At 59.8% G+C, this 12,483-nt stretch carries 10 protein-coding genes; 4 read left to right on the forward strand and 6 right to left on the reverse strand.

What is annotated here, in order from left to right; all coding sequences use genetic code 11:
- Positions 1-29: 29 nt before the first annotated feature.
- A complete protein-coding gene (locus tag CHU71_RS09495) occupies positions 30-2,996 on the reverse strand; it encodes a UPF0182 family protein (RefSeq protein WP_147760912.1) in 2,967 nt (988 codons plus the stop codon).
- A 121-nt stretch (positions 2,997-3,117) separates the two neighbouring features.
- On the opposite strand from CHU71_RS09495, the gene CHU71_RS09500 reads away from it, so the two are divergent.
- Positions 3,118-3,663 (forward strand): PPA1309 family protein, encoded by a 546-nt coding sequence (locus CHU71_RS09500; RefSeq protein ID WP_005528215.1) that lies wholly within the window; start codon positions 3,118-3,120, stop codon positions 3,661-3,663.
- A 42-nt stretch (positions 3,664-3,705) separates the two neighbouring features.
- The gene (locus CHU71_RS09505; protein ID WP_049158711.1) at positions 3,706-4,386 is read left to right on the forward strand and encodes a hypothetical protein; all 681 of its coding nucleotides are present in this window, start codon (positions 3,706-3,708) and stop codon (positions 4,384-4,386) included.
- Positions 4,387-4,404: 18 nt separating this feature from the next.
- Here the strand turns inward: CHU71_RS09505 and CHU71_RS09510 are convergent, their stop codons facing one another.
- Complete coding sequence (locus tag CHU71_RS09510) at positions 4,405-5,508, reverse strand: PDZ domain-containing protein (RefSeq protein WP_255456430.1); 1,104 nt, start codon at positions 5,506-5,508, stop codon at positions 4,405-4,407.
- A 67-nt stretch (positions 5,509-5,575) separates the two neighbouring features.
- Here CHU71_RS09510 and CHU71_RS09515 point away from each other — a divergent pair, with 67 nt between their 5' ends.
- The gene (locus CHU71_RS09515; protein ID WP_147760914.1) at positions 5,576-6,976 is read left to right on the forward strand and encodes a zinc-dependent metalloprotease; all 1,401 of its coding nucleotides are present in this window, start codon (positions 5,576-5,578) and stop codon (positions 6,974-6,976) included.
- A 32-nt stretch (positions 6,977-7,008) separates the two neighbouring features.
- Here the strand turns inward: CHU71_RS09515 and CHU71_RS09520 are convergent, their stop codons facing one another.
- Entirely contained in the window at positions 7,009-7,527 is a 519-nt protein-coding gene (locus CHU71_RS09520; protein ID WP_005528207.1) for a M48 family metallopeptidase, read from the reverse strand.
- Between the two features lie 58 nt (positions 7,528-7,585).
- On the opposite strand from CHU71_RS09520, the gene CHU71_RS09525 reads away from it, so the two are divergent.
- Entirely contained in the window at positions 7,586-8,452 is an 867-nt protein-coding gene (locus CHU71_RS09525) for a hypothetical protein (RefSeq protein WP_049158706.1), read from the forward strand.
- A 160-nt stretch (positions 8,453-8,612) separates the two neighbouring features.
- On the opposite strand, the gene CHU71_RS09530 is transcribed toward CHU71_RS09525, so the two are convergent.
- The 3 genes from CHU71_RS09530 to CHU71_RS09540 are packed head-to-tail and all read right to left on the reverse strand — an operon-like array spanning position 8,613 to position 12,440.
- Complete coding sequence (locus CHU71_RS09530) at positions 8,613-10,667, reverse strand: ATP-dependent DNA helicase UvrD2 (RefSeq protein WP_147760915.1); 2,055 nt, start codon at positions 10,665-10,667, stop codon at positions 8,613-8,615.
- Entirely contained in the window at positions 10,660-11,379 is a 720-nt protein-coding gene (locus CHU71_RS09535) for an NAD(+) diphosphatase (RefSeq protein ID WP_147760916.1), read from the reverse strand. The genes CHU71_RS09530 and CHU71_RS09535 overlap by 8 nt, the downstream gene beginning before the upstream one ends.
- Positions 11,379-12,440: a TrkA family potassium uptake protein gene (locus tag CHU71_RS09540; protein ID WP_086892461.1), complete on the reverse strand. Its 1,062-nt coding sequence runs from the start codon at positions 12,438-12,440 to the stop codon at positions 11,379-11,381. The genes CHU71_RS09535 and CHU71_RS09540 overlap by 1 nt, the downstream gene beginning before the upstream one ends.
- Positions 12,441-12,483 lie beyond the last annotated feature (43 nt).

Genomic DNA, 12,483 nt, shown 5'->3' on the forward strand with positions numbered 1-12,483 from the left:
GCCTTTAGTATGTTTTTCGCTATGGCACGCTACTTGGACTGCAACTGCTTGTAGGATTCAACGGCCTTGTCGAGCTCGTCGAGGGCCTTACCGTACTCCTCGAAGGAGCCGTTGCGGGCCTTCTCCACGTTGTCGAGTGCGGTGTTGATTTCGTCGATTGCTTCAGCCTCGTTGGATGCAGCAGGTGCAGATGCAGGTGCCGAAGCCTTGCCATCCTCGCCAGACTTCTTGTCATCCTTCGAGTCGCTCGGCGTGTTCTTCACAGTGCCGTCGCCGTCGATCTCAGTGATGTCCTGGGCTGCCTTCGGATCAATGCCCACTTGGTCGAGAGCCTCACCAATGGTCGGCGCATAGCCCACGCGGCCCTTGTAGGAGACAAGTACACGCAGCAGCTTCGGGAACGCAGACTCTTGGTCCTTGCGCTGCGAGTAGATCGGTTCTAGATAGAGAATCTCGCCATCGCCCACCGGCAGTGCCAGCAGGTTGCCGTTGGTCAGGTCGTTCGAGCCCTCCCACAGCGTGCGGTCACGAGCGACCTGGTCAGAAGACATCATGGCGTCCTGTGCCTGCTTCGGACCCTGGGTTTGCGTGTCCGTCGGCAGCACCCTGACGGTGATCTTGCCGTAGTTCTCCGGATCCGAGGACACAGCCATGTGCGCGGACAGGAACTGACGGTTCAGGCCACGGTAAGACGTGATGAGCTGGAAGCTTGGCTTACCGGTCTTCGGGTCAGAGGCCATGACGTAGTACGGCGGCTGGTTCAGACCGCGGGATTCGCCAGCGGTCGGGTCTTCCGGCACGGACCAGAATGCGTCGTTGTTGAAGAACACGCCTGGGTCAGAAACGTGGTACTTAGCCAGCAGGTTGCGCTGCACCTTGAACATGTCCTCCGGGTAGCGGAAGTGGTTGCGCAGCTCGTCGGAGATTTCAGCCTCCGGCTTCACCACGTTCGGGAACACACCCTCCCATGCCTTCAAGACCGGGTCCTCAGTGTCGAACTCGTAGAGATCAACGGTGCCGTCGTAGGCGTCGACAGTGGCCTTGACCGAGTTGCGGATGTAGCCCACCTGCTCGTTGATAAGACGCTGGTTGGTGCCATTCGGGTTCTGGGTGTCCTGGGTGGTCTCAGTCAGCGAGGTGCGCTGAGAATAAGGCAGGGAATCCAGGGTGGTGTAACCGTCGACAATCCACTTGATGCGGCCGTCGATAACAGCCGGGTAGGTAGCGGAGTCAGTAGTCAGCCATGGAGCAACCTTCTCCACGCGCTCGCGCGGGTCACGGTCATAGAGAATCTTCGACTCGGAACCAACGCGGTCAGAAAGCAGCAGGTTCATCTCCTGGTACTTCAACGCATATGCGGTGCGGTCGAAGAAGTTACCAATGTTCACGCCGCCCTTACCGTCATAGGTGTAGGTCGTGGAATCGGTGTCATACTCAACCGAGTCGTTGCCGGTCTTGCCCACGATGGCGTAATCGCGGCCATCCTGTGCGCTAGCGATGACCGGGCCGAAGTAGATTCGCGGCTGGTCAACCTTGATGCCCAAGGACTTCTCTGCGTCCTGGGTCTCGCCCTCACCCTCGTTCTCCTTGCCCTGCTGGGTCTGTAGATCGGAGACCGTGAAGATGGGGAAACCACCACGCGCGGAACCTGCGTCGCGGGCAACCTCATCCACGGTGTTCGCCTGCGCAGCCACGAAGCCGTTGCCGTGCGTGTACACGGTGTGGCGGTTCAACCAGTTCTGCTGGTTGTCCTGCAACTCGTTCGGGTCGAGTTCGCGGGCTGCGACCACAAAGTCACGGACCTGGCCGTCAATGGTGTAACGGTCCATGGCCAGCGTCTCTGGGAAGCCGTAGAAGTTCTTCAGCTGCTGCATCTGGGTAAAGGTCGGGGCAATGATGTCCGGATCCAGAAGGCGCAGGTTAGAAATCGTCGAGGTGTCCGCCGCGACCTTGGAGTCGGAGACATCGCCTGCGCCCCAGTTCTCCTCATAAGTCACGTTCTCGTCGGTGAGCCCATAGGCGTAACGGGTGGACTCGATGTTGCGAGAAATGTACTCCGCTTCCTTGGCCTGGCGGTTTGGCGTGACGGAGAAACGCTCCATCATCAACGGCCAAGCCTGGCCAATGGTAAGCGAGGACAGCAGCATGAGGACCACAGCAAGCGCAGGGATGCGCAGGTCCTTAATAACCACTGCCGCAAAGATAGCCACGGCCACGAACACGCCGATGACCATCAAGATGATCTTGGCCGGCAGGTACGCGTTGATGTCGGTGTAGGAGCCACCGGTAAAGAGCGAGTGCTGGTTATACAGCAGCTGGTAGCGGTCGAGCCAGTAGCCTACAACCTGCAGGAGCATCCACAGGCCGGCGGTGACAGCAAGCTGCAAGCGAGCCGGGCGAGAGATAGAACCGCGCACACCAGCAGCGCGATTGCCAATGCGGATGCCGCCGAGAATGTAGTGGCTAAACAGCGCCAACAGGAAGCACACCATGAGCAGCATGGAGAACGCGCTGACCACGATGTTCCACACCGGCAGCTGGAACGCGTAGAAGCCCAAGTCACGCTGGAACTGTGGGTCCTTGACGCCAAAGTCCTGGCCGTTGAGGAAGAGCATGAACTCGCGCCAGGAAGCCTGGCCCAGCAGGCCGGCGACCGCACCCACCAAGATCGGGATGACCTTGAGGAATAGGCCCATGGTCTTTTCAATCGAGCGGCGGTATTGGTACACCGGCGAGTTCAGGTCGCTGAAGTCAATGCTGTCTGGACGGCCACGCCACGCCACGAAGCCGGCGGCGAAAACCACGCCCCCGGCAACCACCGCAAAGAGAATAAACAGAACAATGCGCGCGACGAGGGTCGTGGTGAAAACACCACGGTAATCAATTGCGCCGAACCACTTCCAATCGGTATAGAAGCCCACCAACATGGGGCCTACAAATAGAAGAACAGCAATGATAGCGACAGCCCAAGAGAGAAGCCGGGGCGGACGCTTCATTGGGGCAGCGGGTTGGGAAAGTCCAGAGGCCAACGCCAGCTCCAATCAAAGTCGTGCGAATATAAGCGGTATAGTCTTCCAGCTTAGGGAAGCAATACACAGTTAACGAATAAGGAGTCCTATGAGTTCCCCCGAGGTTTCTCAGCCAGCATTAAACAAAGCCATGCGTGAGGCGGTCGAATTCGTGCACGCCGAAGGCTGGGATGCACCCCCAACTTTGTTTGCTTTGGTTCCCACCTCACTGGTTGCTGACCAACTAGCCGAACTCAACGAAGAAGATGCCTCTCCCCTAACGCTCATTGTCCAGGACAACATTCCAGACAACATCGAACCAGGCTCCGAGCAACTCGCCGACTACGTGGCGCGCCTAGCGTGGCCGCACGAGGTCGCGGGGGTCGTCTTGGCACAGGAGATCAAGTTCCGCGATACCTCCGCATCTGTGCTTGGCGACGCCGCTCCTCGTCCCGCTCGCCTCTTCTCCGGCGTTCTTCGCGAGGAAGGCGTGGAGCTTACCCTGCTGCAGCTGCGTCCCACCGAGGAAGAGCTGGAGGCAGCTGGCCCATTTGCGGAAGATGACATCCAGCTGCGGGGCGGCCCTGAGGTTGCCCCAGGCGTCATCGCTGCTTTGCGCTACGGACTGGAACAAGATCCGGATGAACTGGACTAAACTGTTCTTTTAAGTATTTCGAAAAACTAAAGGAGTCTCCTCGTGCGATTTGCCTCGCTAACCCGCTCAGCCCGAGTCGCGGCAGCCTGTGTGGCTGTGACGTGCGTGTTAACGGCCTGCGGCGACAAAGAGGAGGCGCCTGCTCCGCAGGCCCCCGAGACCACCGCCCCGGCGAAGGTAACCCCGGCGAAGGAGACGTCGTCAAGCGCAGCTCCCACCACCGAAGAAAGCGCGGAGTCCAGCACCGAATCCGCCACCAGCAAAGCCGCAGAATCAGAATCTGCTGATTCTTCCGCCAGCGCAACCGCGAGCGAATCCGCCAACGAGAGCGGAAGCGCAAAGACGGACAAGAAGCTGGCAAAGCCAGTGGAAGAGGCCTACAAGACTTTCGGTGAGCTCATCCCAGTGGAGATCTTCCAGCAGTTTGACCGCTGCGACCCCAACGGTGTGGAGGACTCCTATAACTGCTCGGGTTCCAAGGTGGGCCAGTTCCAGTTCTTCAAGAACAAGTCGAAGGCCGCGCAAACCACACAGGTACTCACTGAGCTGCGCTCTTCCCGCGTCATCAAGGATGAGGGCGACCGCGTCGTCGGCTGGTCCATGCTGGGCAACACCGCTATCTTGACCGTGGTGGACAACAAAGAGGGCCTAGTGATGCAGCAGATGATCTCCACCGATCAAGATGATCCTGAGGACCGCCTCAAGGAGCTTGGCCTTATCTAGTCTGCGGCCTGGCTTAATCTAGCCGCAGGTTTCGACCTTTTTGCCGTGGGCAAAGTTGTCCATGGCCGCGATGGCGTCGTCGATGGATTCGACCTTGGCCACCACCATGTCGCCAGTGTCGCGGCTCGTGGCCTCCGCGCAGTTATCCGCCGGGGCTAGGAAGAGCTCCGCACCGGCTTGTTTGGAAGCTTCTACTTTGTGAACGATGCCGCCAATGGGGCCCACCGTGCCGTCCTCGTTGATCATTCCGGTACCAGCCACGAACTTTCCGCCGTTGAGCTCGCCTTCGGAAAGCTTGTCGATTACGGCGAGCGTGAACATCATGCCAGCGGAAGGACCACCTATGTCCTGGAGGTTGTACTGGACCTTGATGTCCTCCTTCGGTTGCGATGTCATGGATATGCCGAGCAAAGCGACGCTGTCATCATCCGGATGGGAACCAAGGGTGATTTCCTCGGTGAGCTTTTTGCCCTTGCGCTCGATGCCGAGCTCCATCCTGTCGCCAGGTTTCTTGGAACGCACGAGCTCTTGGACCTGGCCCGGCTCGCTGACGTCCTTGCCATCGACGGAGGTAATGATGTCTTCGGCTTTAACCACCCCGGTGGCCGGCGCGTCCTTGAGCACCTGCGCCACGACGATCTTGACCGGGACCTTGAGGTAGTTCATCGCAGCGACCGTTGCCGCGGCCTCCGACTGGGTAAAAGCCTGCTTGTTGGACTCGTTGACTTCTTCATCCGTTTTTCCTTGGGGGATGACGGTATCAATGGGCACGAGGGTGTCATCGGTCATGATCCACCGACCCAGGGCCTGCGCCAGCGTCATGTTGGTACGCACCGAGACCGTGGTCATGTTGAGCTGTCCCGCGGTCTCATAAGTCTTGGGAGCAGTCACATCCACGACCTTAGTACCGTCGACCTCGCTCAAAGTGTCCACGGTGGGTCCGGGCCCTTCCGCGGCATAAGGAACGGTCAGAGCAACATCCGTGCCGGGGATGTGGTCGATGCTCAATGCAGCACCGAGCACTACGACGGGGATGGCGCCCCAGGCAAGGGTGCGAAGTCGACGATTTTCAGGTGAATTCACGATGAAACAGCCTACAACGTTTTTCGTTATGGTTTTCATTCGTGTTCGCTGTCAGCGTTGCGTTGTTCATGGAATCCAGCCGCCGCGTGCCGGTAGATTAGAGCCCATGAGCAACGGATTCGGCTTTTCTTTCCCCAATAACGACGACGGCGATGATGAAAACTCACGCCGCGACCAGAACCCGTTTGGCGCCTTCGGCTTCGGTGGAAGCGCAGCGGGCGGTGGTTTAGGAGATCTCCTGAACCAATTTGGCCAGATGCTCTCCGGCATGGGTTCCTCAATGAACTCCGCGGAAGGTGCCGGCCCAGTCAACTACGAGATGGCAAAGCGCATCGCACTGCAGCAGATTTCGACTGACAAAGAAGTAAGCGACGCTGACATCAACGCGGTCACAGAGGCCGTCCGCTTGGCGGAGCTATGGCTTGACGACGCCACCGATCTCCCCACCGCCTCCGGTGCAGTGAAGGCATGGAACTCCACCGAGTGGCTGGAGGCAACCATTCCAATGTGGCAGCGCCTGGTCACCCCGGTGGCGCAGCACATGAACAACGCGCAGCTGGAGTCCATGCCTGAAGAAGCCCGCGAGATGATGGGCCCGATGGCAAACATGATGAACCAGATGTCAGGCATGAACTTCGGCATGCAGCTAGGCCGCGCGCTTGGTGACCTTGCCACTCAGGCACTAACGGGCTCTGACTTCGGTCTGCCAGTCTCCCCTGCCGGCACCACGGCTCTGCTGCCGCACAACATCCAGAGGATCGCCCGCGATCTCAACGTTCCAGGCCAGGAGATTCTGGTCTACATCGGCGCGCGTGAGGCCGCCCGCCAGCGCCTGTTTAAGCACGTTCCGTGGCTGGTGGAGCGCCTAGTCTCCTCGGTTGAGGAATACGCCATTGGCCTGGTCATTGACACTTCCCACATCGAGGAAGCCACCCGCGAGCTCAACCTAGAGTCCGGCGACCCACAAGCTATCCAGGACGCGATGAGCAAGCTGCAGGGCATGGACCTCACCCCGCGCATCACCTCCCGCAACGCAGGTGCGGTCTCCCGCCTAGAAACGCTGCTTGCTCTGGTCGAGGGCTGGGTTGACCACGTGGTCAATGAAGCGCTGGGCGAGCGTATCCCGTCCACCTCTACCATGAATGAGGCATGGGCACACCGCCGCGCTACGGGCGGTTCCGCGGAGCAGGCCATCTCCAAGGTCGTGGGCATTGAGCTCTCCGCCCCAAAGGTCGACGCCGCTGCGGAGCTGTGGCGCCGCACCACCGTCGCGGTTGGCGCCGAAAAGCGCGACAAGGCCTGGGACCACCCAGACTTCCTGCCTACCGCAGAGCAAATCGAGAACCCTGCGTCGTTCATCGATAGCCTGCTTGACGACGCCCCCGATTCCGGCTTCGAAGAAGAGTTTGCCAAGCTGGAAGAAATGCTTCGCGAGCAAGACGGCAAGGATACGCAGGACGGAAGCGACGAGACCGACGGTCCTAACGGCCCCGAATCCGAGAAGTAATCTCGCCGCACCGCTGCTCTTTTAGAGGCCTATCAGCCAAAGCGCTGGTAGGCCTCTAAGTATCCCTTGGCCCGTTCCGCCTTTGGCGCGCGATCTGCCCACTCCCAAAAGCGCGGCCCGTGCCCGGGGATAAATGTGTGCGTGAGCTCATGGATGATGACGGAATCGAGGACATACTCCGGCACGTCCTTGAGCCGATCCGTGATCCGGATGTCTCCAGTGGACGTCGTACAGCTGCCCCAGCGCGAGTTCTGATTGCTGACCCACCGGATGGAACCCACCTTGGCCTGGCCACCTAGGTAAAGCTTGTTGAGTTCCGCGGCGCGTTCTTCCAGATCTGCATCGGAACGCCGCGACGAGGTGTGCTTGCGTTCAACACGGGCGAGCATATCCGTGACCGCTTTCTGTTCTTCCTTGGCAGACATCCAGGCCGGAATGCGAACTTCCAATACCCCGTCTACCATGCGTGCTTGGATTGTGCGCTTGCGCTTGGCGGAGCGAATCACGCGCACTTCTGGGGCGGACTCGCGGGCGGGCTGTTGATTCGACATGACAGGTGATTGTACTTGTGTTGGAATATTCTCACGCGCACAGCTTTAGGGGGAAAGCATGGCAGGGAAATCGCACGCTGTCTCAACGATGACAACTTATTCACTCGCGCCGGGAGTTGCCGTGGTGGAACGCGAGCCTGGGGTGATCCAGTTCGGGATGGATGCCACGCGAGTGGGAGTCGTCGAGGTAGAAATGCAGATTGTTAAGGCCTTAAACCTCCTAAGTAAGCCGATGACTCGAGAGAGCGTTGAGCGGCTTCTGGTCCGCGCGGGTATGGACGATGCGGCTGCGCGCACGCTCATTGAAGACCTCATCTGTTACAACATCCTCTGGCCGGAGCAACCGTGTCAAAGCGTGGTGGTGTTGGGTTCCAGTGCACTGGCGCAAACTCTGCGCACGGTATTTCATAATGCTGGATTCATCCTGCGCAATCCGCTGGAATCAGAGAATATGTATTCCTACATCGCAAGCGTCAGTGAGCACTTCCCTGTTGTCGCGGCTGACATGCTGCATGAACCCGTGAACCTCGCTGCTGCACTCAGCAAGTGCAAGGGCACATTCCTGCCGGTCTCGCTGGTCGATTCGCGCGGAGTCATTGGGCCTGTGCACGTCGACGGCCGCGGCCCCTGCCCCATGTGCACGCATCTACACCGCATCGACGTGGATGGGCAATGGCACCAAGTGGTCAGCCAGCTGGCTGATGCAGACAGAAACACCGATGACCTTGTGGCGCAGGCAGTGGCGGTACAGTCCGCGGTGTTGGTCAGGCGTCTTGCTGGCTGGCCGTCGCCGCCTGGTGCGAAAAGCTCGCGAGTGATGCCGGGCGAGCAGCTTGAGGTGGACCTCTACGGGCATAACCAATACCGGCTAGTTATCGAGCACCCGAAGTGCCCCTATTGCTTCGAAACGAAACGCAATCGGTAGCGCTATGTGTGGGCCTTCCTAAATCCCCAGGCCTGGGCACCCAGTCCTGCTGGTCGCGATCGCTTGGGCGCTTGGCACGCTTTTCCGCGACCTTGGGTTCTGGGTTCCCAGGTCTGGGTATTTGCGGTGGACGGCAGCACAGGCTCCCGTGCGGCCGCGATTAGGAACGCAACGCAGCGATGATTTGCAGGACCTCCGCGCCATAGCGCTCCAGCTTCGAAGGCCCCACGCCCGAGATGTCGAGCAGCTCGGCCTCACTTGCTGGCAGGACTTCTGAAATCGCCTGCAGCGTGGCGTCGGAGAAAATCACGTAGGCCGGAACCTTCGCTTCGCGAGCGGTCTTCGCGCGCCAGGCGCGCAGCGCGGAGAAGACCTCTTCATCGCCCTCATACTCGCAATACTCGTGTCGGCCCAGAACTTTCTCAGCAGGGCTCGTCAACTCAGCCGAGCAAATTCGGCACTTGCGCTGGCGGTACCGGCGCCCGCTGCCCGGCGTTTCCTCGATCCCCGGCACCAATCCATCCAAGAAGCGGGTGCGCTCGCGCGAGGCACGCGAGCCCGTCGTCTTAGCCAAGGCCCACGACAATGCAAGGTGCTCACGTGCACGGGTAATGCCCACGTAGAACAGGCGGCGTTCTTCTTCCACCTGCTCGTCGCCCGCCTTGATGGCGTAGTTGATGGGCATGAGCTTCTCAGTGAGCCCAACCAGAAAGACCGCATCCCATTCCAGGCCCTTAGCTGCGTGGATGGTGGCGAGGGTGACACCTTCCATCGTGGGATTCTGTTTGTTTTCGGAGCGACGATGCAGCTCGCCGAGGACCCCGTTGAGATCGATTCCTTCGTGGTCGTTCACGATCTGCGCAATGAGATCCACCAACGCATTGAGAGACTGCCAGCGCTCACGCGCCTGCGCACCCTGCGGCTCGGTAGGAGTAAGTCCCAACTCGACGAACGCGGCGCGCGCGATCGCCACCGGGTCTGCTGGCAGGTCATCACGGCGAGTAGCCGCGATGAGGACGCGAATGGCTTCGAGGATCTCCGGCCTACGGAAGAACCCTTCACCACCGCGGACCTGGTAGACAATGCCGGCGTCGGCAAGCGCTTGCTCAAACTGCTCCGACTGCGCGTTAATGCGGTAGAGCACGGCGATCTCTGATGCTTTCACACCTTTGTTGAGGAGCGTCAGGATCTGGCCTGCTACTTCCTTCGCCTCGATCTCTTCCGACTCATAGGCCTTGAACGTGGGTTCAGGACCGGGATCGCGCATACCCTGCAGCTCCAGGCGGGTTCCCGCCGCGCGACCCGTAGCTTTAGCGATGACGCAGTTAGCCAAATCCGTGACCTGCGGCGTGGAACGGTAGTCTCGCTGGAGCTTCACGATGGTCGCATTGGGATACGTGCGAGAGAAGTTGAGCAGATAGTCCGGCGAAGCGCCGTTGAAGGAGTAAATCGTCTGGTTAGCATCGCCGACTACCGTGAGATCGTCTCGGTCTCCCAACCACGCATTAAGGACCCGCTGCTGCAAGGGCGTGACGTCCTGGTACTCGTCAACGACGAAGGTGCGGTACTGCTCGCGGAAGACCTCGGCTACCGAGGGCACGTTCTCGATTGCCCCGGCGATATGCATGAGGAGGTCGTCGAAGTCCAAGAACATGCGGTCCTGTGTGGACTTGAGCTGCTCGTAACGCCGAAAGACCTCCGCCACTTTCGCAGGATCTGTGGGTGCTTCACGGTCGGTGGTGGCGATGACCTCCGGATAAGAATCGGCACCAATGAGAGAAGACTTGGCCCACTCGATCTCGCTCAAGTAGTCACGAATCGAGTCCTTGGAATTGTCCAAGTTCAGTGAGCGCACAGCCCGCGCGACCACGGAAAACTTGTTATCCAACAGCTCCCATGGAAGGTCGCCTGCGACCTGTGGCCAGAAGTAGCGCAGCTGGCGACGCGCCGCCGCGTGAAAGGTCTGGGCTTGCACGCCACCGACGCCCATCTGGTTGAGGCGATCGCGCATCTCCCCCGCCGCACGCGTGGTGAAAGTGACGGCGAGGATGCGCTGCGGACTAACGAAGCCCTGGTCCACCATGTTGGCGATGCGGTAGGTCACGGTACGCGTCTTACCTGTACCGGCACCCGCCAAGATGCATACCGGTCCGCGTGGGGCGGTCGCGGCAGCGCGTTGGTCCTCATCCAACAGGGACAAATCCGGCCTATTCACCGTGGTACCACTCCATAATCATCGTGTGTGCAATCGAGCCCTTCCGGGCAATGGTCAGCTCAGGCAACTCAGTCCGGCTAACCCAACGGGTCTCTACCAATTCCCCATCAGTATCGCAAACGGCCCGGACATCGTCCGTGACCGCGGAAAAGCCCACCATAAGCGAGCCGCTTGGGGGCCAGGGTTGTGAGCCCCAGTAGCGCACCTCGCGCACGCGCATTCCGGTCTCCTCAAGGGCCTCCCGGGTGAAAGCCTCCTCGAGGTTCTCTCCAGCATCGACGTAGCCGGCGATGAGCGAATAAAAGCTATTACGCATCCGATTCTTGGCCAACAGAATCTTGTCCGTGCCGGCTAGGTGGATGATTCCAATCACTGCGGGGTCAAGGCGGGGAAACACAATTCGGTGCTCGTTGTGGGCATCGCGCCCGACGACGCCCGGGGCAGGATACTCCAGTTCCCGTCCAGTTCGCGGGTCGAAGCGCAGCTCTCGACGATTGCGCACCAAGTGGATGGCTTTGAGGAGCTCAGGGTGGTCGGCGAAGAACGTGGCGTCACGCAGCGTTCCTAACACCTTGGCCTGTTCCTCGGGCATCGAAAAAGCTTGAAAGGCCCCTACCTCAACGAGGATGGGGCCGGTTGGTTCTGCGACCAAGACCGGGGCGCCTTGGGAATCAACTGGTACGCGGTTGGTCTCGGTGACAGGCAGAAACACTATTCTTCTTCGTCCTCTTCTTCGTTGGCTTGCTCCATCTCGTGCTTGATGTAGAGCAGGCGGTCGCCAGGCTTAAGCGAGTAAGCATCGGCCGTATCGACGCGGTGTAGCTCGTTGTTTCGCAGCACAGCGAGCACGATGTCAGCGAGGTGGCGCGGGTTGGAGCCAACCTCAAATTCGCGCACGGGGCGCTCGGCAACGGAGAAGCCCTCGTTCGGGGAGAGCAGGTCCTCCATCATCTCCACCACGGTCGGCGTCACGGTGGCTAGACCAAGCAGGCGGCCGGCGGTCTCGGCGGAGGTAACCACGGAATCGGCACCGGACTGGCGCAGCAGGTGGCGGTTCTCGGACTCACGCACGGAGGCCACGATCTTCGCCTTGGGGTTCAGCTCGCGGACCGACAGAGTACACAGCACAGCGGTATCGTCTGTGGACGGTGTGACCACCACAGAGGAGGCATTTTCTACGCCCGCGATGCGGAGGACGTCCTGCTTGGTACCGGAGCCATAGATGGTGACCAAGCCGTGGTGCTCTGCGTTGGCCAGGGAGGCTCGATTGGTATCGATGACCACGATCTGGGAAGCCGGGACATCATCAGCCAGCAAAGCAGCGACCGCTCCCGCACCCTTGGTGCCGTAACCGATGACAACTGTGTGGTTGCGCAATTGCTTTCTCCAATTCTGGATTTCAAATGTACGGCGTGCTTTATCTGTCAGCACTGACAACGTTGCACCGACCAACAACACAAGGAAGACCAGGCGGGCTGGCGTGACAATCAGAAGATTAATGAAGCGAGCTTGCGGCGTGACCGGGACGATGTCACCATAGCCCACTGTGGTCAGTGAGACCGCTGCGTAATAGGAAGCATCGAGCAGCGACAGTTCCTCGCTATATCCGCCGCCATCGAAGTAGACCACGACGGTGACAAAAACCAGAAGCGCTAGAGCCCACAGCACGCGGCTGCCCAGCTGTTTCCACGGGCTGTCGCTGACCGCACGCGGAACAGTGATCACGTCAATGAGTGCGTGGTCGGGCTGTGAAGTCAGCTCAATCTGCGGCATAAAGCGCGCTTTGAAGCGGCGTCCAATGCGCTTCGCACTTTGT

This window comes from Corynebacterium sp. LK14 (assembly GCF_008042215.1).
GTDB classification, from domain to species: Bacteria; Actinomycetota; Actinomycetes; order Mycobacteriales; family Mycobacteriaceae; genus Corynebacterium; species Corynebacterium striatum.

Bases quoted from the DNA above. Each gene is read 5' to 3' on its own strand.
- CHU71_RS09520 (WP_005528207.1), bottom strand. From the start codon at position 7,527: ATGTCGAATCAACAGCCCGCCCGCGAGTCCGCCCCAGAAGTGCGCGTG.
- CHU71_RS09525 (WP_049158706.1), top strand. From the start codon at position 7,586: ATGGCAGGGAAATCGCACGCTGTCTCAACGATGACAACTTATTCACTC.
- CHU71_RS09510 (WP_255456430.1), bottom strand. From the start codon at position 5,508: ATGAAAACCATAACGAAAAACGTTGTAGGCTGTTTCATCGTGAATTCA.
- CHU71_RS09500 (WP_005528215.1), top strand. From the start codon at position 3,118: ATGAGTTCCCCCGAGGTTTCTCAGCCAGCATTAAACAAAGCCATGCGT.
- CHU71_RS09515 (WP_147760914.1), top strand. From the start codon at position 5,576: ATGAGCAACGGATTCGGCTTTTCTTTCCCCAATAACGACGACGGCGAT.
- CHU71_RS09495 (WP_147760912.1), bottom strand. From the start codon at position 2,996: ATGAAGCGTCCGCCCCGGCTTCTCTCTTGGGCTGTCGCTATCATTGCT.
- CHU71_RS09540 (WP_086892461.1), bottom strand. From the start codon at position 12,440: ATGCCGCAGATTGAGCTGACTTCACAGCCCGACCACGCACTCATTGAC.